General features: G+C 41.4%; 21 protein-coding genes and 1 pseudogene. All 22 read right to left on the bottom strand.

Annotation, left to right across the window (positions count from 1 at the left end):
* Positions 1 to 597: 597 nt before the first annotated feature.
* A pseudogene (locus tag MKX73_RS12235) lies at positions 598 to 3,516 on the bottom strand (PolC-type DNA polymerase III); the annotation flags it as partial.
* Between the two features lie 212 nt (positions 3,517 to 3,728).
* Positions 3,729 to 5,435, bottom strand: a complete 1,707-nt coding sequence (locus MKX73_RS12230; RefSeq protein ID WP_340717669.1) for a proline--tRNA ligase — start codon at positions 5,433 to 5,435, stop codon at positions 3,729 to 3,731.
* Positions 5,436 to 5,556: 121 nt separating this feature from the next.
* Positions 5,557 to 6,813: an RIP metalloprotease RseP gene (gene rseP, locus MKX73_RS12225; protein ID WP_340717668.1), complete on the bottom strand. Its 1,257-nt coding sequence runs from the start codon at positions 6,811 to 6,813 to the stop codon at positions 5,557 to 5,559.
* Positions 6,814 to 6,952: 139 nt separating this feature from the next.
* Positions 6,953 to 8,098, bottom strand: a complete 1,146-nt coding sequence (dxr, locus tag MKX73_RS12220) for a 1-deoxy-D-xylulose-5-phosphate reductoisomerase (protein ID WP_340717667.1) — start codon at positions 8,096 to 8,098, stop codon at positions 6,953 to 6,955.
* A gap of 22 nt (positions 8,099 to 8,120) precedes the next feature.
* Positions 8,121 to 8,918 (bottom strand): phosphatidate cytidylyltransferase, encoded by a 798-nt coding sequence (locus MKX73_RS12215; protein ID WP_340717666.1) that lies wholly within the window; start codon positions 8,916 to 8,918, stop codon positions 8,121 to 8,123.
* The gene (locus MKX73_RS12210) at positions 8,915 to 9,709 is read right to left on the bottom strand and encodes an isoprenyl transferase (protein ID WP_340717665.1); all 795 of its coding nucleotides are present in this window, start codon (positions 9,707 to 9,709) and stop codon (positions 8,915 to 8,917) included. Before MKX73_RS12210 ends, MKX73_RS12215 begins: the two co-directional genes overlap by 4 nt.
* A gap of 456 nt (positions 9,710 to 10,165) precedes the next feature.
* Positions 10,166 to 10,723 (bottom strand): ribosome recycling factor, encoded by a 558-nt coding sequence (gene frr, locus MKX73_RS12205; RefSeq protein ID WP_340717664.1) that lies wholly within the window; start codon positions 10,721 to 10,723, stop codon positions 10,166 to 10,168.
* Positions 10,723 to 11,448 carry a UMP kinase gene (pyrH, locus tag MKX73_RS12200; RefSeq protein WP_340717663.1) on the bottom strand — a complete coding sequence of 242 codons (726 nt, stop codon included), beginning with the start codon at positions 11,446 to 11,448 and terminating at the stop codon, positions 10,723 to 10,725. Before pyrH ends, frr begins: the two co-directional genes overlap by 1 nt.
* A 162-nt stretch (positions 11,449 to 11,610) precedes the next feature.
* Entirely contained in the window at positions 11,611 to 12,495 is an 885-nt protein-coding gene (gene tsf, locus MKX73_RS12195; protein ID WP_340717662.1) for a translation elongation factor Ts, read from the bottom strand.
* 158 nt (positions 12,496 to 12,653) lie between these two features.
* Positions 12,654 to 13,376, bottom strand: a complete 723-nt coding sequence (gene rpsB, locus MKX73_RS12190) for a 30S ribosomal protein S2 (RefSeq protein WP_008403254.1) — start codon at positions 13,374 to 13,376, stop codon at positions 12,654 to 12,656.
* Positions 13,377 to 13,535: 159 nt separating this feature from the next.
* On the bottom strand, positions 13,536 to 14,087 hold the full coding sequence (locus MKX73_RS12185; RefSeq protein ID WP_340717661.1) for a hypothetical protein: 552 nt from the start codon (positions 14,085 to 14,087) through the stop codon (positions 13,536 to 13,538).
* A gap of 11 nt (positions 14,088 to 14,098) precedes the next feature.
* Entirely contained in the window at positions 14,099 to 14,410 is a 312-nt protein-coding gene (locus MKX73_RS12180) for an RNA polymerase subunit sigma (RefSeq protein WP_340717660.1), read from the bottom strand.
* Between the two features lie 12 nt (positions 14,411 to 14,422).
* A complete protein-coding gene (locus tag MKX73_RS12175; RefSeq protein WP_340717659.1) occupies positions 14,423 to 15,193 on the bottom strand; it encodes a FliA/WhiG family RNA polymerase sigma factor in 771 nt (256 codons plus the stop codon).
* A 143-nt stretch (positions 15,194 to 15,336) separates the two neighbouring features.
* Positions 15,337 to 15,708 (bottom strand): multidrug transporter, encoded by a 372-nt coding sequence (locus tag MKX73_RS12170; RefSeq protein WP_340717658.1) that lies wholly within the window; start codon positions 15,706 to 15,708, stop codon positions 15,337 to 15,339.
* Positions 15,708 to 16,211: a chemotaxis protein CheD gene (locus tag MKX73_RS12165; RefSeq protein WP_340717657.1), complete on the bottom strand. Its 504-nt coding sequence runs from the start codon at positions 16,209 to 16,211 to the stop codon at positions 15,708 to 15,710. The genes MKX73_RS12170 and MKX73_RS12165 overlap by 1 nt, the downstream gene beginning before the upstream one ends.
* The gene (locus tag MKX73_RS12160; protein WP_340717656.1) at positions 16,208 to 16,846 is read right to left on the bottom strand and encodes a chemotaxis protein CheC; all 639 of its coding nucleotides are present in this window, start codon (positions 16,844 to 16,846) and stop codon (positions 16,208 to 16,210) included. The genes MKX73_RS12165 and MKX73_RS12160 overlap by 4 nt, the downstream gene beginning before the upstream one ends.
* Before the next feature lie 64 nt (positions 16,847 to 16,910).
* Entirely contained in the window at positions 16,911 to 17,357 is a 447-nt protein-coding gene (locus tag MKX73_RS12155; RefSeq protein ID WP_340717655.1) for a chemotaxis protein CheW, read from the bottom strand.
* Positions 17,358 to 17,376: 19 nt separating this feature from the next.
* Positions 17,377 to 19,482, bottom strand: a complete 2,106-nt coding sequence (locus tag MKX73_RS12150) for a chemotaxis protein CheA (RefSeq protein ID WP_340717654.1) — start codon at positions 19,480 to 19,482, stop codon at positions 17,377 to 17,379.
* Positions 19,483 to 19,499: 17 nt separating this feature from the next.
* Positions 19,500 to 20,639, bottom strand: a complete 1,140-nt coding sequence (locus tag MKX73_RS12145; RefSeq protein WP_340717653.1) for a protein-glutamate methylesterase/protein-glutamine glutaminase — start codon at positions 20,637 to 20,639, stop codon at positions 19,500 to 19,502.
* The gene (locus MKX73_RS12140) at positions 20,640 to 21,518 is read right to left on the bottom strand and encodes a MinD/ParA family protein (protein ID WP_340717652.1); all 879 of its coding nucleotides are present in this window, start codon (positions 21,516 to 21,518) and stop codon (positions 20,640 to 20,642) included.
* Positions 21,502 to 22,692, bottom strand: coding sequence for a flagellar biosynthesis protein FlhF (flhF, locus tag MKX73_RS12135; protein WP_340717651.1), 1,191 nt, complete (start codon positions 22,690 to 22,692; stop codon positions 21,502 to 21,504). Before flhF ends, MKX73_RS12140 begins: the two co-directional genes overlap by 17 nt.
* The gene (gene flhA / locus MKX73_RS12130; RefSeq protein WP_340717650.1) at positions 22,689 to 24,722 is read right to left on the bottom strand and encodes a flagellar biosynthesis protein FlhA; all 2,034 of its coding nucleotides are present in this window, start codon (positions 24,720 to 24,722) and stop codon (positions 22,689 to 22,691) included. The genes flhF and flhA overlap by 4 nt, the downstream gene beginning before the upstream one ends.
* Between the last annotated feature and the right edge of the window lie 17 nt (positions 24,723 to 24,739).

Raw genomic sequence — 24,739 nt, 5'->3', positions numbered from 1 at the left:
CCGACCTATTTGTTATTCAGTCATCACTGGCATTTCTTCATCGGTACTACGGCACTACTGCCACTCCAATAAAGTACGTTATAGCTTCTTTAGCCTTTCCGTACACCGTCGTCATCGACATGCAACTGTCTCTTACGTTCGGAGCTTCACACGTTCCACTATTTCTATCTGTACATCTTTCCTTAGGTTCCCCCTAAATTCCGCTAGGCTTGCATGTGCCTGTAACACAAGATGGATTTTCATAACCAAACGCTTACTCATCCACACCTAGAAGTCCTATTTTGGACCCCGCAGCATTTCTACTGCGTGACATTCACGAAAAGTCAGTCGAGGGTTCGTCCCAGTGATTCTAACCATAGAAAGTTTATAGACGCCAGGCCTATCATTCACAAGATTCCTCTCTTTCCACAGCCGAACTGTTTGGGTGAACTTCAGCCTACTTTAACGAGCTTCATACAAGTTTCAGTTTTGCAGTCATCCGCTTGCATGTCGTAGCTTCAGCGAGTATGTTTCAGGAAGTTACTCCTTCATTCCATACTTCGAAATAGCAGTTCTACCTATATTGGCGGCTAATCTTTTCAATTAGCAACGTGTCGCACTCAAATCGATATCGGGTACCTTGTCTCCTTTGAATCCCAGGAACGTTTCGAACGGGATATCCTGGCCGTCTTTTTTATACGGCGCACCACATTCCGGACATTGTTTGTTCGGCAAGTCATAGCCTGATGCAACCGAACCATCCGCGATAAACTCGGAATGCTTGCACTTCGGACAAACATAATGCGGCGGCAATGGATTTACTTCGGTAATTTCCATGAATGTCGCGACGAGGGATGACCCTACTGAACCACGCGATCCTACTAAGTAACCGTCAGCGAGCGATTTTTTAACGAGCTTGGCGGAAATCAGGTAAATTACCCCGAATCCGTGCCCTAAAATCGATTTCAGTTCCTTATCAATACGCGCCTGGACAATTTCCGGTAAATTTTCACCGTAAATGCTGTGTGCCATTTCATACGTCAGATTCGTTACTTCATCATCCGAGCCTTCAATCTTCGGTGTATATAAATCGTCTTTGATCGGTTTTACATCACCGATCATATCGGCAACAAGCTGCGTATTTGTCACAACGATTTCCTTCGCCAGATCAGGGCCTAAAAAATCGAATTCCTTCAGCATTTCATCGGTTGTGCGGAAATGGACTTTCGGTAAAGGATTCCGGTTTAACGGATTTGCCCCACCCATTGACCCAACTAGGATTTGACGGAACTTCGCATCGGTTTCATGGAGATAATGCACATTGCCCGTTGCTACAACCGGTAAGTTCAGCTTTTTGCCAAGCTTCACGATGCGGCGGATAATGTCCTCCAATGCCCATTCATCATGGACTGTACCGCCATCCACTAATGGAGAATACACCGGTTTTGGCATAACTTCCAAATAATCATAGAATTTTGCGATACGTTCTGCTTCTTCCTGCGTTTTGTTCATCATTGTTTCAAATAGCTCACCATTCGAGCAGCCTGAGCCAACGATTAAACCTTGTCGTAGTTTCTGCAAATCTGATCGACGAATACGTGGTACACGGTAAAATGTTTGCGTATGCGAAATCGAAATTAACTTGAACAGATTTTTCAGTCCGGCATCATCTACCGCCAAAATTGTACAGTGACTTGGACGTGACTGTTTGTACCCTTCTTCACCGCCGACATGGTCATTCATTTCAATCAGGTTTTTAATCCCTAAATCGGCAGCCTGTTTCAATAAATGCAGGAATAGCTCTCCCGTTGCTTCGGTATCATAAATGGCCCGGTGATGCTGGGTCAGTTCGATATTGTATTTTTTCGTTAATGTTTTTAAGTTATGCGATTTTTGCCCCGGGTTCACAAGACGGGAAAGTTCAACCGTATCGATCCCCGGGTGGCGGACTTCGATGCCGGCATTTTTATAGGCAACATATAAGAAGCCTAAGTCAAACGCCGCATTATGCGCGACAACAATGCCATCGCCGATAAAGTCATGGAATTCCCGAATGACATCACTCAGCTCCGGTGCATTGACAAGCATATCATCGGTAATATGTGTCAGCTCGATAATTTTTGCCGTTAATTTACGGTGCGGATTTGAGAAGCGTTCAAAAGTATCTATAACTTGGCCATTTTTTATTTTGACGGCCGCCAGCTCGATAATCGTGTCATACACGTTCGAAAAGCCGGTCGTCTCTACGTCAAATACGACATACGTTGCATCTTCAAGATCCGCATCAATCGGATCGTAAACAATCGGTTTTCCGTCATCGACCAAGTTTGCCTCCACGCCGTAAATGACTTTAATGCCGTTTTTCTTGCCGGCAGCATATGCTTCAGGGAATGCCTGAACAACAGCATGGTCGGTTACCGCAATCGCAGGATGTCCCCATTTGGCTGCTTGTGCCACGAGTTTATCGACAGATGTCATCGCATCCATTTGACTCATCGGTGTATGCAGGTGGAGCTCAACACGTTTTTCGCCTTCCGGAGCATGGTCTTTTTTAGGTTCGCGTTTGATTTCATTGATATCTTTTACCATCATTACTAAATCGCGGGCAAATGTATCAAGCTGAATCGAGCCGCGTACACGCACCCACATTCCTTTGCTCATCTGTTTCATCTTCACGACATCCTCATCGCCGTTCGAGAACATTTTGACCATTAGGGAATCGGTGTAGTCGGAAATTTTAAATTCAAGCAGAGAACGACCGCTTCGAAGTTCCTTAATATCACACGCGAAAATAAACCCTTCCAGTACAATCGAACGTTCTTCTTCCAGTACTGTGCGGATTTCGACCGGATCCGGATTTTTGATCAGTGAGCCGATCTGGAACGGTGTATCTCCCGTAACAGCACCAGGATTGGCCGCCTTCTCTTTTTCGCGCGATGCAAAATCGGCCATCGCCTGTTTGGACAGACGCTCTTCCTCTTCCTGACGCTGCTGGTAAAATGCTTCTTGCTGAGCGATAAATTCTTCGTTTTCCTCGACTAGCTGGAACTCAAGCGGAATATGAGGGAAACCGAATGTTTTGTACGACTCGGCAATTTTATCTGTATACTTCGCTTTCAATGATAAATACTCGACTTCGAGCATCGATGTCACGACAAGCTTATGCCCTGTCCATTTCGGTGTCTGTTTCGATAAATTAGCGCGCAGGAGTGGCGACATTTCATCCAATTGCTCCACTACTACTTGCCAATAATCCAGAATATGCTGCTCATTGACTACCGGATTATATGATTCAATCGTCAGCAGCACATTCGCTATAGGCGAAAACTTTTCGACCATCCGCATACGCAGCAGCTGATACACTTGGTATGGCAATATATTTTCTATTTTTATTTTAAAGTCCCAAATACGTTTCTTTTTATGAACCGTTACACGTTCGAGTGTTCCATTTTCAAAAAAGGACATATAGACATCATCAGTCAATTCAAGCTGCTGTAACAATAGTAGGAATTTTTGTCTTCCTTCCTGTTTTGACAATTGTTTCACCCTTTCATCTTGCTGTTTCCATTGTAAGGCGAAGTGATTCGGCAGGCATAGAAAAATGCTCCACTTTATATAAAATAAGCGGAAATAAAGTATTCATCCAAACCAGCGTCAAACGATAACAGCCGGTCTCTTCTCTTCCAATGAAAAAGAAAAGAAAGTACAGTAAAAATTGTACTTTCCCGTTCTCTCTATCTTAATCGTTACTAGTTTTGGCGGAAATATTCGTTTAAGCGATCGACTACTTCTTCTTTCGCCCATTCTGCAGATTCGCCTGTTGAACGGAATTTCACTTCCACAAGACCTTCTGAAGCTTTTTTACCTACTGTAATACGAACAGGTAATCCGATTAAATCTGCATCCGCAAATTTTACGCCGGCACGTTCTGCACGGTCATCATACAACACTTCATAGCGGTATGATTTCAATACACCGTAAAGCTCGTCCGCCAATTGAACCTGTGCTTCGTCTTTAGTATTGACCGGTACTAGCTGCAGGTCATATGGCGCTAATTGTGCTGGCCATACAAATCCGTTTTCATCCTGGAAGTGCTCTGCAACGGCAGCAAGTATACGGGAAACCCCAATACCATAGCATCCCATAATATACGGTTGCGCCTTACCTTGCTCATCAAGGAATGTTGCATTCAGTTTTTCTGAATAAGTTGTACCTAATTTGAAAATATGCCCAACTTCAATTCCTTCAGCAAACTTAATGATACCTTGACCGTCCGGAGATGGGTCACCTTGTTGGATGAAACGGATATCTTCATAAGAGCTGATCGCGAAGTCGCGTTCCGGATTAACATTCAATAAATGGAATCCATCTTCGTTTGCACCTGCAACACCGTTACGGATTGATTTGATTGCGTTGTCCGCAATAACTTTTACATTCACCGGCAATTTCACAGGACCGATTGAACCTGGTGCACAGCCTAGTAATTCTTTAATAGCTGCGTCTTCTGCCAATTCAACAGAAGTAGCACCTAGTGCATTTTTAAGTTTAATATCGTTGATTTCGTGGTCACCGCGCGCTAAAACAACTACCAGCTCACCATCAATATCAAAAACTAGTGATTTGATCACATTTGAAGGTTCCACATTTAAGAATGCCGATACTTCTTCAATTGTTTTTTGATCCGGTGTTTCAATCTTTTCGATGTCTTTCAACGGTGTCGTCGGTGCTGTATATTCTACAACAACCTCTGCCATTTCGATGTTTGCCGCATAATCCGAAGTATCCGAATAAGCGATTGTATCTTCACCGATTTCAGAAAGCACCATGAATTCATGTGTACCTTTACCGCCAATTGTACCTGCATCCGCAATTACGGCACGGAAGTTCAGGCCAAGACGTGTGAAGATATTTGAGTATGCACGGTACATATCATCGTATGTTGCATCAAGTGATTCACGTGAAGAGTGGAAAGAATAAGCATCTTTCATAATGAATTCACGGCCGCGCAGTAAGCCGAAGCGTGGGCGTTTTTCATCACGGAATTTACTTTGAATCTGGTAAAGTGTCAACGGTAACTTTTTGTATGATTTAATTTCATCGCGCACTAAAGTAGTAATTACTTCTTCATGTGTAGCACCTAGCGCGAAGTCACGGTCATGACGGTCTTTTAAACGCATAAGCTCAGGACCGTATGCTTCCCAGCGACCTGATTCCTGCCATAGCTCTGCTGGCTGCAATGCAGGCATTAATAGCTCGACTGAATTGATCGCTTCCATTTCTTCACGGATGATTTGTTCGATTTTTGCTAATACTTTGCGCGCTAATGGTAAGTATGAATATACTCCGGCTGCATTTTGACGGATAAATCCGGCACGCAATAGCATGCGATGCGATTTCACGTCTGCATCGGATGGATTTTCCCTTAAAGTAGGGATGAACGTTTTGGTCTGTTTCATAAATAGTGCCACCTTTTTTATTTAAATTGCTGCTCTTTATAATACTAATCAAATTTAGCTTTGAACGCCAGTATTATTCATACAAAACGCTCAAAGCTGCCATTTTAAAACGTATTTTATTTTAGAAGAAGAATCGCTGGATATCGTTCCATGTTACGACGACCATCAGGATCATCAGGAGAAGGATACCGACGAAGTGAACCATACCTTCTTTTTGACGGTCGATCGGTTTTCCTCTTACTGCTTCCACAGCGAAGAAAAGTAAACGGCCACCATCAAGTGCTGGTAATGGTAACAAGTTCATGATCCCCAAGTTGACGCTCAGCATTGCCGCAAAGTAAAGAATATTATATAAACCGAATGTTACAACCGTTTCAGTTGTTTTATAAATTCCTACCGGGCCTGATAATGCATCAATCGAGAATTGGCCGGTAATCAGTTTTCCGACAAGTGTTCCAATCGTAATAATCATGTTATACGTTTCTTCCACACCATACACTACCGCCTGTAACGGGTTTTTCTCAATGGAACGCATAACACCGATTTGTCCGTACGGCGATCCACCTTCCTGTTCCACAGCTTTTGGTGTAAGTTCGATTATTTCGTTGCCCGTTGCACGTTCAACTTCGAATGTAACGGCTTTGTTTGGGTTGTTGAAAATTTGCTCTGATAATTCTTCCCAAGTTGAAATCGGCTGCCCGTTCACCTTGACCACTTTATCGCCATCGACCAATCCGGCACTGCTCGCAACAGAGTTGTCCACAACTTCGGCAATGATCGGATCATCGGAAGGAATCCCTTGAATAAGCCCGATAATCAGGAAGATGAAAAACGCTAAAATAAAGTTGAATAATGGACCTGCGAAAATCGCCATCGCACGGGCACCAACAGATTTTGAATTGAATTGGCGATCCAGCGGTGCAATCATCTGTTCCGTACCATTTTCAACGACGCTTGCTGTACGTGATACATTGTAGCGAATGAACTGATCATCCTCATCATAACCTTCAATCCAAAGTTCACGTTCTAAATCCGCACGCTCCACCTCTAAAAAGATGACGTTCTGGTAATGTGTTTTTTGGTTGAGTATGATTTTTTCTACAATATTTTCTTCGTTCGTTATTAAAGCTACGCGGTAACCGGGCTGGAGTTCCACCGTATCGGTATCCTCGCCGGCCATTCTTACATAACCGCCAATCGGCAATAATCGTAGCGTATAGACTGTTTCACCTTTCGTCATCCCAAAAATCTTCGGTCCCATACCAATCGCAAATTCACGCACCATAATGCCTGCTTTCTTTGCAAATAAGAAGTGACCTAGCTCATGGAAAAAAACGAGTGAGCCAAAAATTAAAATAAAGGCTATAACTGTTTGCATAATCTCCCACCTTCATTGGAACTGAGCCGAGTATTATTTCGCTCAATCTTTTCTAGCAATAAGCTCTTGAAAAAGGCACAGCTTGTACAAAAAGGGGATGTCCGCCTTTTCGTTCTTCACGTCCGTTTTTCACACTTTACTATTTTACCATGCTTGCGACTGTTTTTCTCGTTTCACTGTCTACATGTAAAATAGTTGCTAAATCTGGCAAAGCGATATTGTTATGACTATTCATAATACGCTCAATACATTCTTCAATTTCTAAAAAAGTAATTTTTTCCTGTAAAAACAATGCAACGGCTGCTTCGTTTGCCGCGTTCATTGCCGTTAAAATCGTACCGCCCATACGCCCTGCATCATAAGCAAGCTTTAATGCGCGGAAACGGTCAAAATCCACTTCCTTAAAGTGAAGCTGTCCAATTTGGGCCAAATTTAAACGTTGGCCATTTGCAAGCGGTAAACGGTCCGGGTAGCTGAGCGCATATTGAATCGGTACACGCATATCCGGTGTTCCAAGCTGTGCGATGACACTTGTATCCTCATATTCAACCATCGAGTGAATAATGCTTTCACGGTGCAGCAATACGTCGATATTGTCATATGGCATATCAAACAGTACATGTGCCTCGATAACTTCAAGCCCTTTATTCATCATTGTTGCGGAGTCGATCGTAATTTTCGCTCCCATTGACCAGTTCGGATGATTCAGTGCATCTTTTACTGTTACGCCTACTAGCTCATCCCTTGTTTTATCGCGGAACGAACCACCTGATGCCGTTAAAACAATACGTTCAATACGCTTTTTGTTTTCACCGTTCATCGATTGGAAAATAGCTGAATGCTCACTGTCTACCGGTAAAATCGGGGCATTGTATTTTTTCGCTTCAGCCATTACAAGATGGCCTGCCGTTACAAGTGTTTCTTTGTTGGCAATGGCAATCGTTTTCCCCATACGGATTGCAGCAAGTGTCGATTCCAGTCCAACGCTGCCTAATACTGCATTGACAAGCACTGTCGAATCCGGATGTGTCGCTACTTCGACCAATCCTTTTTCGCCATATGTAAAGGAAACATGCGGGAATTCTTTTTGTAAAGTGCCTGCCGCTTCCTCAGTTTGCATTGAAACCAATTCCGGTTGAAGTTTTTTTATGATTTCGCGGGACTTTTCAATATTTTGTCCGGCTGAAAATGCAACAAGCTTAAATTCGTTTGGATTTGCAAGTAAAATATCAAAGGTCTGCCATCCGATCGAACCTGTTGCACCTAATAAACTAATTTTTTTCACAATGATACGTCCCTTCTATGTCCTAGGAAAAGAAATGTAAAAAATGCAGTAATGGTACGACAAATAATAAACTGTCAAAGCGGTCCAAAATACCACCATGCCCCGGGAGAATATTGCCCGAATCTTTCACGCCATAATGACGTTTAATAGCCGATTCCACTAAATCGCCCATTTGTCCAATGATCGATGCGATTACTGTTACAACGATTAATTGCAGCCAGCTTGAAGCAAAAGGATAGACAAGCTGCATGGCAATTGCAAAAATAACGGCAATCACAATCCCGCCAATAAAGCCTTCCACTGTTTTCTTCGGCGAAATTTCCGGCCATAATTTATTTTTCCCTAATTTACGCCCTACAAAATAGGCACCGGAATCTGTTGTCCATACGATCAACAATACAAAGACGACATATTCCAGGCCGATAAAACGTGTTTCGATAAAATAATGGAATCCAAGACCGACATATAACGCCCCTAGCACTATGAAACCAATTTCATCAAACGTCATTTTGTTTTTTACAAGAACAATATAAATCAACAGTAATATCGCGATACCGTACACGATCATCAAGATTGAATCATATTGGAAAAACTCAACGATTTTCAGTGACCATTCATTTGGTACAACCAATACTAATAATGCAAGTGTACCAATAATACCTGGAACAGATGCAATTGAAATTCCTTTCATTTTCAGCAATTCATAGAAACCAATGGCTGCGATGATACTCATTAAAATCGCAAATGGGGTTCCTCCATAAATTACGAATGGAATAAATAATGCTGCAGCAATTACTCCGGTAATGATGCGTTGTTTCAATTTGTTCCTTCTCCTTTCAGCCCTCCATAACGGCGGTTACGGTTTTGATACACAGAAATCGCCTCTTTTAAACAGGCTTCGTCAAAATCAGGCCAATGTGTATCAGTAAACCAAAATTCCGTATAGGCAAGCTGCCATAGCATAAAGTTACTTATGCGCACTTCACCACTCGTGCGAATTAATAAATCGGGTTCAGGTAAATGAGCCGTCATTACATATTGGGAAATGTGTTGTTCATTTAATTCGTCAATTGTAAGATTCCCTGCTTCTACCTCTTTCAGAAGCTGTTGCATCGCCATTACAATTTCAGCACGCCCACCGTAATTCATCGCAAAGTTTAAGACTAGACCTGTATTCCCTGAAGTTGCTTCCATCGCCTTTTTTAAAGCAGATTGTGTATATTCGGGCAATGAATCCATCACACCGATCATTTCTACTTTAATATTTCGCTCCATCAGCTCCGGTAAAAAGGAATTTAAAAATTGCTCTGGTAAACGCATTAAAAATTCCACTTCTGATTTAGGACGCTTCCAGTTTTCTGTTGAAAACGCATAGAGCGTCAATACTTCTACTCCTAAATCACAAGCGCAACGTGTTATTTTTCGAACGGTTTTCATTCCTTCATGATGCCCGGCAACTCGAGGCATTGAACGTTTTTTCGCCCAACGTCCATTTCCGTCCATAATAATTGCAATATGGGTAGGGATATCCTCTCCCTTAACTAAGTCCACATTTTCACTACTGAATGACTGTTCTTTATTTGTATTTTTCCCAAAAAGTTTTTTAAACATAGTTAATACCCCCAACTGCACAAATCGGACTGCTTCCTTTTTTATCATATCAAAAAAGGGATAGCCTGTCCTTTTTATATAATGAACTTCTTTAGTATCTTAAAGAATAATTGTGCTTCTTTTAATCTTTCATATGTATTTTTTCCACAATTTATACTTTCAATTAGGGGGAACGGGTTCATGTGCATGTTTTTTGCTACAGCTATATTTCCCTAACAAACTTAAAATTTATCTATTATTGTAAAAAAAACGTCCTTATTAGCAGGACGTTTTAATCCATGTAAAGTTCATACATCGCCAGAAAAAGATTTCGCGCTAATGTGATCCACCAGCGCGAAACAAAATTATTAAAAATCAAGTAGTATCATATTCACATTCGGATTGGATGATTGAGAAGGCATAATCAATTAGCCTCCCCACCATTCCAATCAACTGTTTTATAAAATCTCCTTAAAATTAAACTGTTAAGATTTCTTTTTCTTTTTCTTTCACTAATTCCTCGATTTTAACGATTGAGTTGTCTGTTAATTTTTGGATGTCGTCGTTGAAGCCGCGTAGTTCGTCTTCTGTGATTTCACCGTTCTTTTCCAGTTTTTTCAGGTCATCGTTTGCATCACGACGCACGTTACGTACAGCAACTTTTGCGTCTTCCGCTTCTTTTTTCACCTGTTTTACCAACTCTTTACGACGCTCTTCAGTTAATGCCGGTACAGCTAAACGAATTACATTTCCGTCATTTGTCGGTGTAATCCCGATATCTGAACGCATAATCGCTTTTTCGATCTCGCCCAAGATTGATTTATCATAAGGCTGGATTACTAAAAGGCGTGCTTCCGGTACAGAAATACCTGCCATTTGGTTGATCGGTGTTGGAGAACCATAGTAGTCCACCGTAATACGATCCAATAGTGAAGCATTTGCTACACCTGCACGAATTGAAGCTAATTCACGTGAGAAAGCATTAATTGATTTCGTCATTTTTTCTTTTGCCTGGTTTAATACTTGTTGTGTCATTACGCATCTCTCCTAACAACTGTTCCAATTTTTTCGCCTAATGCGGCACGTTTAATATTACCTGGTTCTGATAAGTTGAAAACGACAAGCTTAATATCATTATCCATACATAATGTCGAAGCTGTAGAATCCATTACTTGTAAACCTTGCTGAATAACGTCTAAATACGTAAGTGTGTCATACTTAACTGCTTCAGAATCTAATTTTGGATCTGCCGAATAAACGCCATCCACATTGTTTTTCGCCATTAAAATTGCATCTGCATTAATTTCTGCGGCACGTAAAGCTGCTGTCGTATCTGTCGAGAAGTATGGGTTACCTGTTCCCGCAGCAAAAATGACAACACGTGCTTTTTCCAGATGGCGAACTGCTTTACGTCGAATATATGGCTCTGCCACTTGTGTCATAACGATTGATGACTGAACACGTGTAGGAACACCGAGATTTTCCAGTGAGTCCTGTAATGCAAGTGCGTTCATCACTGTTCCCAACATCCCCATATAATCTGCATTGGCACGTTCCATTCCCATTTCAGCGCCGATTTTCCCGCGCCAAATGTTGCCTCCGCCGACAACCAATGCGACCTCTACACCTAAGTCGATAACATCTTTAATTTCTGCTGCGATCGATTTAATAACATCCGGTGAGAAACCGAAGCCTAATTCTCCAGCTAATGCTTCCCCGCTAAGTTTAATAACTACTCGTTTGTACTCTGACACACCCATAGTAGACCTCCGTTACTCATTTATTTAAAAGGAAATACGATTGTGTTTATTATGTATCGTACTTCGCTTCATTCAAAAATTGATTTCTTTAAAAATAGGGAACACGCAAATGGTGCTCCCTACTGTTTGCTTAAATTAATGCTAATTTAAGTTGTAATTTAATTAGTTACCTTTAACTTGGCTCATTACTTCTTCAGCGAAGTTATCTTCACGCTTCTCGATACCTTCACCAACTGCATAACGAGTAAAGCTTGTTACAGCAGCATTTAATGAGTTCACGAAGTCGCGTACTTTTTGATCTGAGTTTTTAACGAAAGCTTGGTCTAATAAGCATACGTCTTCGAAGTATTTACCAAGACGGCCTTCTACCATTTTCGCTACGATGTTTTCTGGTTTACCTTCGTTTAACGCTTGCTCAGTTAATACTTTGCGCTCACGTTCAACTTCGTCAGCAGAAACTTCGTCACGAGAAATGTAAGTTGGGTTGATTGCAGCGATATGCATAGCGATATCTTTTGCAGCAGCAGCGTCAGTAGAACCTTCAAGAACTACTAATACACCAATACGTCCGCCCATGTGCAGGTAAGAACCGAATGCATCTGCATCCGTTTTTGTTTTGATTTCGAAACGGCGTAATGAGATTTTTTCACCGATTGTAGCAGTAGCTGTAGAAATTTGGTCAGAGATTTTTACTCCGTCTTTTTCTAATTCTAAAGCAGCTTCCACTGATTCTGGTTTAGCAGCTAATAATTGCTCTGCTAAAGAAGAAACTAAGAATTGGAACTTGTCGTTTTTCGCAACGAAGTCTGTTTCAGCGTTTACTTCTAAAAGAATTGCTTCATTACCGTTTTCTAAAATGTAAGTTGTACCTTCAGCAGCGATACGGTCAGCTTTTTTGCCGGCAGCAGCTAAACCTTTTTCACGTAGGAAATCGATTGCAGCATCGATGTCGCCTTCTGTTGATACTAATGCTTTTTTACAGTCCATCATACCTGCGCCTGTTTTTTCGCGTAATTCTTTTACTAATTGTGCAGTAATGTTTGCCATAATGAGTTTCCTCCTAAATATAATGAAAAATTTATTTACACTATTTCATACTTTAAGCGATAAATCGCTATTTTTCAACGATTCATGCATCTTCAAATTCATTTCTCAAAAAAAGGTGATAAGGGGTTCATCCACTTATCACCTTTTCTAACAGTGAATTACTCAGCTGTAGCTTCTTCTACTGCAGGAGCTTCTTCTTCACCTTGTTTAGCTTCTAATAAAGCGTCAGCCATTTTAGCAGTTAATAATTTAACCGCGCGGATAGCATCGTCGTTTGCAGGGATTACGTAATCAATTTCATCTGGATCACAGTTAGTGTCTACGATACCAACTAGAGGGATGTTTAATTTGATTGCTTCTGCAACTGCGATACGCTCTTTACGAGGGTCAACAACGAACATTACGTCCGGAATAGCTTTCATATCACGGATACCGCCTAAGAATTTAACTAAGCGCTCGTGCTCTTTTTTAAGTTGGATTACTTCTTTTTTAGGAAGTACAGCGAAAGTGCCATCTTCTTCCATTTTCTCGATATCTTTCATACGTTTAACACGTTTTTGAATCGTACCGAAGTTTGTTAAAGTACCACCTAACCAACGTTGGTTGATGTAGTAGTTACCTGAACGTTCAGCTTCTTCTTTGATCGCTTCTTGTGCTTGTTTTTTCGTACCTACGAATAAAACTTTACCACCGTCTTGACCAACTTGACGCATGAAATCGTATGCTTCTTCTAATTTTTTAACCGTTTTTTGTAAATCGATAATGTAAATACCGTTACGCTCTACGAAGATATATTTCTTCATTTTTGGGTTCCAACGGCGAGTTTGGTGACCGAAATGTACACCAGCTTCTAGTAATTGTTTCATTGAAATTACTGACATGAGTGTTTCCTCCTAATATGTTTGGTTTTTTTCCTCCGTATTTTTCATCTGCAACAAGCTACCCGTAAACTTACGAGCACCACTTACTACATCAAAATACGTGTGTATTGTTAACACCGTTTGTAAATATATCATACTAGACTTTCAAGTGCAACTACTTTACGCATGAAACTTTACGAGGAGTTCAATTTCAGTTTTCCCGCGTTCCATCATTTTTGCAATTTCTTCAATTGTTTTTCCATTGCGGTAATGATGGATTACTTGCTGCTCAAACGTCATTTTTTGTTCTTGGGCTTCATCATACCCAGAAAGCAGTTCCGCTTTTACTGATGCTGCATCGTTTTTTTCCTCAATATGCTGCTGTGTTTTTTGCTTTTGATAGGCACTTGCTGCTTGCTTGACCGGAACGAATTTACGCGGTTCTATTTCCTGTTCCTTTACCGGCTGATCTTTTAAAGGCGGTGAAGGTTCCTCATTGCGGGATGCTGCCGTCTTTTGAGGAACATCCGTTTTTTTCAACTCGCTGATTAACCGGTCATTCTCTTCTTTCATTTCCATTAAATATACACTAATCGCATTGTCCATTTCATTCATCAGTTCATTTTGGCGCTTCTCTATATTCTGAAATTTCGAAAGCTTACTATATAAAAGAACAATGACAAAAATCGTAATCATCTGGATAAGAAATAAGGTAATTATAACTGCGATCATGGTGATTGCTCCTAGCCGCTAAAATCAAAAAGATTCCCTTTAAACGGGTGCTGCACTTTCTGATCTAGCTGTTCCTTATTTTTCTTGTTTTCCTGCACTGGCTCTTGCCCGTTTTGGGAAGCCTTTTCCTGGTCTTCATCATTGACTGCGTTCAGATGCTCTGTTTCGTTGACGGTTGACTGTTTGCGTTCCAGTTCCCTGTTCAGTGCTTCATTTGCATGCATTTGCTGCAGGATGGTATTTTGATGACGCTGGTCCGCCATTTTCCCTGCCTCAAATGTTTTAGGAATCGCAATCTGCAACTCCAGGCCCTTTAAGCTCATAACGCCGCCTCCTTACGTATTGATCATTTCGGAAGACAATAATTTACGTAATTTAAACAATGCTTTTGAGTGGATTTGCGAAATTCTTGATGTCGACAGGTCCAGTATTTCGCCGATTTCGGTTAATGTTAATTCTTCCGAGTAGAACAGACTGATAACAAGCTGCTCTTTTTCATTCAGCTTTTTAATATTTTCAGCCAGGTCGCCCAATAGTTCTACATGAACGGTTTGCTGCTCAGGAGTTTTCGTATTGTCATCACGGATAACAAAGGATTTGCCTTCCGACTCTTCCTGATCCAGCTGCTCATTGATGGACAGCACATTCGAGAAAAAATGTTCCTGGAAAGTCTGATACACTTCTTCGACCGGCAAATTCATATGTGCTGCAACTTCTTCCGGTGTCGCATGGCGCATCAGCTTCTGCTCTAGTGATTCGATTTGCGATTCCAGCTTTTTTGCTTTTTCACGCGCCGATCTCGGGAGCCAGTCCTCTTTACGTAAACCGTCGAGAATAGCGCCACGGACACGGAAAGAGGCATACGTATCAAATTTTAAATCTCGGTTTATATCAAATTTATTTAACGCATCAAACAGCCCCATCATTCCAAGACTCGTCAGGTCATCTCTGGAAATGTTTTTCGGAAGCCCGACAGCAATACGCTGCACATGATACGATACGAGTGGTTTAAACTTTTTTATTAATAAATCGCCTGCTTCGGGATCACGGTTCTTTGTCCAACGAACCCATAATGATTGTTCGTCTCTATGCCTTTGTTCTGTCAAACATACCCACCCCTTTATTTGAAAAGTAACATTATTTGTGTTCATTATATCAAAAAGCCTTTTAGTATACATTTAATCCAGTGTTTCGACACAGTATTTCCTTATATTTCGCTAAATAAAAAAGAGCCGGATCTACGACTCTTTTACCGTGAAAGGGATTCATCGCTTTGAAGCATCGAACGAACGACTTGTGCAATTTCTTCCGTATTTTCATCTTCAGCTTCCATTGCCGTATGACCGCTTTGCGGGACAGTTTCTGTTTTCCCCGTCTCTTGCCCTGATACTCCCGGCAGTTCCTCTTCTGCCGGCAACAAAACAGGCGCTTCCGGTGTATAAAATACATACCCGACTAAATAACGGACAGGAAACATTAAACCAAATCCAATGACTGCAATGATAAAAGCTGTACCGATCGTCGGCAGCGGCATCGCATACGGATTTTGAATTGTTGCGATAAAATATACAGCGAATGAAAGTAGTGCTGCCCAAAAATTATAAAATATTGAACCAAACATTAGATTTCACTCACTCCTTTGTTGACGGTACGAACTTGAAGCATGCTCGTTTCAGGGTTGAATTCGATTGTACGGCCACTGTTGCCGCCCGTATCTTCAGCGATAAGCGGTATGCCCAGCTTTTTCAACTGCGCTTTTACAGCTTCCACATTTCTCGGTCCGATCCTCATTGAATCTTTATCCGACGTAAATTGGAACATTTGTGCACCGCCTGCAATTTTCGCCTTCAGCTTAAAGGATTGCGCTCCTTCCAGTTTTAAAAGATCGACCAGAGCGGCAATTCCCGTATCGGCAAATTTTGCGGCATTCATTGTCGCTGTTCGATTTAAACTGGAATCCGGCAACATGACATGGACCATGCCGGCAACTTTTTTTATATCATCGTAAATGACTGCACCGACACAGGAACCCAGTCCCGACGTACGAATCGTTTTAGGAACTTTCACGATATCCATTTGTGCAATTCCTACCTTAATCACTTCGTTTGAATGGGTAACTATCATGTCGTCGGCACTCCCAATGCTTTAAAAATGGCTTCAAATGATTCAGGTTCAGGCAGCAGGAAAAACTGTCCTTTTACCGCTTCCTCATCAGACATGACTTCTTCATAGATGGACGTATTAATGACGATAACCGTATCACTTACCTGCGAGAGTTCAATAAGTCCGATACTAATGATGGCCCCGAACATATCAACACTTAATCCAGGTACCGTCGGATAGATTTTAAGACCCGTAAAATCGGATAGAGCCGATAAATAGGAACCGGATAAAATATTGCCCATTTCCTGCATTGCCGATAGGCCCATTTCCGAATAGGGCGGCATGTGGAAATCAAAAGATTCGTCATGGATGAGACTTCGGATAAATCGGTTCGCCTGCTCAATCGGCAAAATGAAAAACATGCTTCCTTGAACATCCCCTTCTATCCGAAGATAGATGCCGACAACAGCATTTTCCGAACCGCCTGCGAGTTCCATCATTTCATTGAACGAGGCCATTTTCACATCGGGTACACGCATATCGATTTTCTTTCCCAATAAATTCGATAAAGACGTAGCTGCATGTGCAGCACCAATATTTCCGATTTCCTTTAAAACATCTAAATGCAGCAACGTAATTTTTTCATTAAAGTTCATATTCTATCCCTACTTTAATAGATTCCAGGCAAGGATGGCTCACCCGGAAAATTATTCATTGAAATCAATCGTTCGGATTCAACACTTTATCTAAGTGAAGTAAAATTAATAAACGGTTATCCAATTTTGCGACACCTGCGATAAAATCTTCGTCCAATGAGCCGACCACTTCCGGCTGCTGTTCAATGGAAGATGCATCAATGTCCAACACATCATTTGCTGAATCGACAATAAAACCGACTTCCATCGTTTCCAGCGTAATAATAATTATTCGGGTTGTGTCTTCATCGCCAGAAACTGGCAAGTCAAAGCGTTCGCGTAAATCAATGACAGGCGTTACAACACCTCGAAGATTAATGACACCTTTTACATAGCGTTCTGTTTTTGGTACACGTGTAATATGCATTAATTTTTCGATTCCCTTTACGTGCGAAACAGGAATGGCATATTCTTTATCTGCTAATTGAAATACTATTACTTTCAAGTTCTTTTGCTCAGTTGCATTCGTCATTCTTCACACCTCTTATCCTTTACTTCATCAGTGCGTTACAGTCTACAATTAACGCCACTTTTCCGTTTCCTAGAATCGTTGCACCTGAAATCGCAAAAATATTCGTTAAGTAGTTACCTAATGATTTCAGTACAATTTCCTGCTGACCGATAAATGAATCGACTACTAAACCAGCTAATTTATCGCCTTTGCGGACGATTACAACTGAATGGAAGCCATCATCTTTTTGTTCGGCACGAGGTACTTCAAAAATTTCTTCCAGGAATATAAGCGGCACAACTTTACCACGGAAATCGATTACTTTTTGATTATGTGCGTTCAAAATATCTGACTGACGGATAATCGATGTTTCGATAATAGATGATAATGGAATCGCATAAATTTCATTTTCAATTTCTACGAGCATGACTGAAATAATCGACAGTGTCAGCGGTAATTGAATCGAGAAGACCGATCCGACATTTTGAGTCGATTCAATCGAAATGTTGCCTCCTAATGATTCAATCGTTGTTTTCACAACATCCAGCCCGACCCCACGGCCCGACACATCTGAAATGACATCTGCTGTCGAGAAACCGGATGCCATAATTAACTCGTTGATCTGCTTGTCTGTCATTGTCAATGACTGCTCATGTGTAACAATCCCTTTAGACAATGCTTTTGCCAACACTTTCTCGCGGTTGATCCCTGCTCCATCATCTTCAATCTCGATGAATACATAGTTCCCGCTATGATAAGCACGAAGTTCCACTGTTCCTTCTTCTGGTTTGCCTTTTGCACGGCGTACTTCCGGACTTTCGATTCCATGATCGACCGAGTTGCGGATCAGGTGAACTAAAGGATCGCCAATTTCATCAATAACTGTGCGGTCAAGCTCTGTTTCAGCACCGACAATATTAAGTTCGATTTTTTTGTTTAAATCCCGCGACAATTGACGGACCATTTTCGGGAAACGGTTGAATACTGTATCTACAGGAACCATGCGCATCGTTAAGACGATATTTTGCAGATCCCCCATTGTACGGCTCATCCGTTCAACCGTCTCATTCAATTCGCCATGATTCACATCACCGGCAATCGTTAAAAGACGACCGCGATCAATTGCAAGCTCTTCAAACAAGTTCATTAATATATCGAGACGTTCAATATTTACACGAATCGTCTTGCTGGATGCATGCCCTGATTTACTATTATTGTTTTTGGCAGATGCCGCTATTTTAGGCTGTTCTTCAGAAACGGCAGTTACCGGTTCCTGCACTACAGGCTGTAGCTGTGTTTCTACTGCTTCTGCAGGCACTTCGATTGCCGCAGTTTTTGTAACAAATGCATCACGGCTGATTTTATTGACAACTGCACGATCAACTTCCGATACTTTCATCAGCATCTTTTGCAAATCTTCAGCCGATTCTTTCGAAATAAATGCCACGTGGAATTCACTGTCAAACTGTTCTTCTTCCAATTTATCTACAGTAGGAGAAGATTTGATGACATCCCCGTTTTTCTCCAGAATTTCGAATACCATGAATACACGAGCAGCTTTTAATAAACAGTCTTCACGCAAAGCTACTGTAATTTCATAAGCATTGAATTCTTGTTCAGATGATTGCAGAATGACCGTTTTTTCAAAATCATCATAGGACAATTTCAGTTCGGCCGCTTCAGCTTGCTGGTTAAATTCATTTGCTACCATTGCAGCCGCAACTTCCTGACCAGGCATTTGTTTTTCTGAAGCTCCAGTTAACGGTTCCCCTGCTTCTATGCGCTTTAGCTTTTCCACTGTTGCCTGCACATCATGTTTACCGTCGCCGCCATCTGCAATGTCGAATACCATTTCTTCCAGATGATCGACAGATTCGAAAACGACATCCAAAATTTCTGCATTCACTTTTATTTTATTATTGCGGATCGCATCTAAAATATTTTCCATTTTATGTGTCAAGTCGGCCAAGTCTTCAAAGCCCATTGTTGCTGCCATACCTTTTAAAGTATGTGCCGAACGGAAAATCTCCCCGACAATTGTTAAGTCTTCCGGATTTTTTTCCAATTCCAATAAGTGTTCACTGCATGCTTGTAAATGCTCTTTGCTTTCTTCAATGAACATTTCCAAATATTGATTTAATTCCATTTAGAGGGCACCCCTTTTTAAGGCATATATTTCATAATTGTTTTGGCAATATCATCAACATCCGCCACTTCATCTACAAGCTGCGTTTCCACGGCAGCTTTTGGCATTCCATATACGATACATGTTTCTGCTGACTCGGCAATAGCCATGACATTACCTGTTTTTTTAAGCGATACCAGACCTTTTGATCCGTCATAGCCCATTCCGGTCATAATGACGGCAATTTTATCGAACTCCTGATACTGGCTCACATCTTCAAACATGACATCTACTGATGGGCGATGGCCTGCTCTTGGCGGTTCCTGATCGTCGAGTACGACTGCAAATGACGATCCGATTTTCCTTAATTTAAGATGATAGCCACCCGGCGCAATATAGGCAGTCCCTTTTTGCAGCAGGTCGCCTTGCTCTGCTTCTTTTACATGAATATCACTCAATTGATCAAGTCTTGTTGCCAGCGATTTTGTAAAACCGGCAGGCATATGCTGAACGATCAAAATCGGTGCACCAACATTTGCGGGAATTTTTGTGATAACTTCCTGTAATGCTCTTGGACCACCTGTTGAAGTCCCGATTAGAATGAATTTCTTAGAAGTTTTACTCCAATCCGTCTTTTTCATCGGCACATCGATTTTGACGGTTGGCTTTTTCATATTTTTCAGTTTTGATTCTTCATTATTTAAAGGTTGATGGGGCAGTTGACTTGCAGCAGTCGATTTATGGAAAGGTTTTCTCAATTTTGAAACCGTTACTTTAGATGCCTCTTCCACTTTATGTACGAGTTCATTCTTAATTTTATGTAAATCCAATGAAATGGAGCCGCTTGGTTTAGCAACAAAATCCACTGCACCGTATTCCATTGCCATTAATGTATTTTCTGCTCCGCGCTTTGTCGTACTTGAAAGCATAATGACAGGCAATGGATGCTTTTGCATTATCTCTTTTAACGCTTCCATCCCATTCATTTCCGGCATTTCCACATCCATAGTCACGACATCGGGCTTCAGCTGCTCGATTTTCTTAATGGCGTCCTTCCCATTACGGGCAGCCCCGATGACTTCAATATGGCGATGATCCGAAAAAAAATCGCTTATTAGCTTCCGCATAAAGGCGGAATCATCAACAACCAGCAGTTTGATCTTCTGTAAGTTGCTCATTTACTCACGCCCTCTCGAAAAGATGTTTTTTAATTTTGCTATAAACTTCATAGACTCGTTAGTTGCATGCACTTCTTTCATTACCGCCTGCGTTGTTAAAAATTGCTCTACAATTTTGCCCATCGTCTTACTGACTGGGGCATCAGGATACAGTAATGTGAATAGGGATTGCTGACGTACTGCCTGACGCACAACAGGGTCTTCCGGCAGCGAACCTAAAATCGTTGCTTCCTTCTCCAAAAAACGCTGCATAACTGTTTTTAGTCGCTGTGTCGTATCTTGGCCTTCCTCTACTGTATAGGCACGATTCCCCAGCAGATAAAATTTCTTCATCGGGTCTTTCAGATGGATAAATTTCATCATCGAATAAGCATCCATAATGGACGTCGGTTCTGCTGTAGAAATAACGATGATTTCTTCAATCGATGTTAATAGATCAAGCGACCAATCCACAACACCCGCTCCCATATCGAATAAAACAAAATCATACTCTTTCTGTAATGTTTCAAATGCCGAGATCAGTCGTGCAAAAACATTAGGAGACCACTCCATTAACGACGACATACCTGAACCACCGGAAATATAGCTTACCCCCTCGTTCGTTTCGCATAAAACATCTTCGAGCGGTACTTGGCCATCGAGGTAATCCTTTAAATTGTATTTCGCAGAGCTTCCTATGAGAATATGTACATTGCCCATACCAATGTCCATATCTAAAATAACTACTTTTTTACCTTTTTTTGATAACAGAGTAGCGAAGTTTGTCGTGAAATTACTTTTCCCTACTCCGCCTTTTCCACTAACAACTGCAATTGACCGCCCTGAACTATGTTCGCTTTCAAGCATTTTCTGACGCAGTTTTTCAGCTTGATCTTTCATCCGTGTTCTCCTTGAAGAAAAGTTCTAGTAAATTATCACTATCCGGTTGCTCAATATCTTCTGGTACTTCTTGACCATTTGTATAATAGGCTAGTCCTTTATTATATTTAATCATTAAATTAAACATAGTGCCAATAGAATTTGTTTCATCAAGCTTCGTAAAGATAAATTTTTCGATATGCATGTTCGCAAATTGTTCAATAATTGATTCTAAGTCTTTTTGCTTAGACGTTAAAGATAAAACTAAGTAGGATTCTACTTGTTCACTAAATTGTATTAATGACTTTAAATCATCTACATATTTCGCTTCTTTATAGTTTCTTCCGGCCGTATCAATAAAAATTAAATTCAAATGATCAAACTTTTTAATCGCCTCAGCATAATCTGCAGCATTGTATACAACTTCAACAGGAGCCTGCAGCAATGCAGCATACGTCTTCAATTGTTCAATTGCGGCGATACGGTATGTGTCCGTCGTAATAAAGCCGATTTTCTTTTTCTTTTCAAGGACAGCGCGTGCTGCCATTTTCGCAATCGTTGTCGTTTTCCCGACACCTGTCGGACCTAGCACATTAATATATTTTTTCTCATATGAAATTCCGCTTATCGGCAAGTCATACAATTCTTTTCTTAAATAGTCTTTAGCAACTTCCTGCATTTCGTTCCATGTGATTTGCTTGCCATGCCCGTTATAATACATAAAAAGCTCATCACCGATTTTTGTGATAAGCTCCTCTCCAAGTTCCTGCTCACGTAGAAAGTCGATAAATGGTAAGAGTTCATCAGGATATTGAGATTGTACCGACATACGCTGCATCGATTGCATCATTGATTTTAAATCAGCAATTTCTTTCACCAGGTTTTCCGGAAAGCCGCCAGCATCGCCTTGCGGAACTTTTTTATGCTGTTCCACAGACGAAGCTGTTTCGCGGATCCCTTCCTCCTTCAATTGCGGCGCAAATGTCGGAATGTCTTCTAAAGAAGGTATTGAAGGTTTCTTTTCCATCTGGTCATATCCTGCCACGACTTCATAGCTTTTATTTTTTACTAATCCGAAAAACTTTTTCGTTACGACGACTTTTGAATTCAGAATTACCGCATCTTCCCCTAAATCGGCGCGAATCTGTTTCATCGCCTCAGCAATGGAAGGTGCATTGTATTTTTTCATCTTCATTCAACATTCACCACCCCTACACTTTGAATTTCAACGGCTGCATCCAATTCGTTATATGAAAGAATCGGTACTTGCGGGAAATAACGTTCTGTTAATTGTCTTACATACAGTCGCACAGCTGGCGAACATAAAATGATCGGCGACTGTTCCGTATAGGAAACACGCTCCACTTCTTTTGCGATGGCTTCCAATACGAATTGCGACTGCTGCGGATCCATCGCCAAATAATTTCCGTGATCTGTTTGCTGAATGCTGTCAGCCACGAGTTTTTCCACTTTTGCCGACACGGTAATCACTTTTAACGCTTGTTGGCCGTTAATGAATTGTGATGTTATTTGTCTAGCCAATGCCTGTCTCACATATTCTGTTAAAATATCAGGATCGCTAGTAAGCTTTGCATAATCTGCTAATGTTTCGAATATGATCGGTAAATTCCGTATCGAAACATTTTCACGCAATAATTTTGCCAGTACTTTTTGGACTTCCCCTATCGATAATGGTGCCGGAATCAGATCGTCCACCAAAATCGCATGGGTTTCGCGTAAATGATCGATCAGTTGCTTCGTCTCCTGACGACCAAGCAGATCGTGGGCATTTGCACGGATCATTTCAGTTAAATGTGTCGAAACAACACTTGGCGGATCGACAACTGTATAACCGAACATTTCGGCATCCTCTTTTACTGCTTCCGTAATCCATTTTGCAGGCAATCCGAATGACGGCTCAATTGTATCAATACCATCAATTGAATTATCATCCCCCGGACTCATTGCCAAATAATGATCGAGCAGTAATTCACCTCGTGCCATTTCATTTCCCTTAATTTTAATCCGGTACTCATTTGGCTGCAGCTGAATATTGTCACGGATTCGGACAATCGGTATGACAATCCCAAGCTCCAGTGCAAGCTGACGGCGGATCATAACTACGCGGTCCAGTAAATCCCCGCCTTGTGCCGCATCCACCAACGGTATTAACCCGTAGCCAAATTCGAACTCGATCGGATCGACATTTAATAGATTAATAACATTTTCCGGACTTTTCATCGTATCGGAAGCAACTTCCTCTTCGATTTCCATGATCTCTTCCGGTGTTTCTTCCTTTTTACGATCCATCAGGAACGCGCCGGCCGCTAATGCAACCGCAATCGGAATTGTAATCCAGTCCGGAATCGGTGTAAATAATCCAAGCAGGAGAATTGTACCTGCTGCGACATATAAAAGCTTTGATTGTGCAAATAATTGTGCGGTAATATCTGAACCAAGATTTCCTTTTGAAGCGGCACGTGTTACAACAATCCCTGTTGCAGTGGAAATTAATAGTGCCGGGATTTGGGATACAAGTCCATCACCGACTGTCAGCATCGAATATTTCGATGCGGCTTCACTGAAGCTCAGCTCCATCTGAAGCATACCGATAATCATACCGAACAGTAAGTTAATGCCAACCATAATGATTGACGCGATCGCATCCCCTTTAACGAATTTCGTCGCACCATCCATCGCTCCGTAAAAGTCGGCTTCCCCGGATACTTTCTCACGGCGTTCGCGTGCTTCCTTTTCCGAAATCATTCCGGCGTTTAAATCTGCATCAATACTCATTTGCTTACCAGGCATCGCATCCAAAGTGAAACGCGCAGCAACTTCCGCAACACGCTCCGAACCTTTCGTAATAACGATGAACTGGATAATAACTAGTAATAAGAAAATAACTAAACCTACTAAAATATTACCGCCTGTTACGAAATTACCGAATGTCTCTACTACTTTACCTGCGTCACCTTCCGATAAAATAGCACGTGTCGTAGAAACGGACAATGCCAGACGGAACAATGTTAACAGCAGGATAACAGTAGGGAAAATCGAGAAGTCGAGCGCTTCCTTCATATTCATCGAAGTTAACAGCACGAGAAGTGCAAATGTAATGTTAATAATAATTAAAAAACTGAGCAGCCAATGTGGAAGAGGGATAATGAGCATCGCTACAACCATAATTACTGCAGCTAAAACCCCTATGTCGCGTATTTGCATTTTTGCCCCTCCTGAAA

Source organism: Solibacillus sp. FSL W7-1436, assembly GCF_038007305.1.
Classification (GTDB): Bacteria; Bacillota; Bacilli; order Bacillales_A; family Planococcaceae; genus Solibacillus.
The sequence above is the reverse complement of the archived record's forward strand: the minus strand, read 5'-3'. Positions and strand labels throughout refer to the sequence as shown.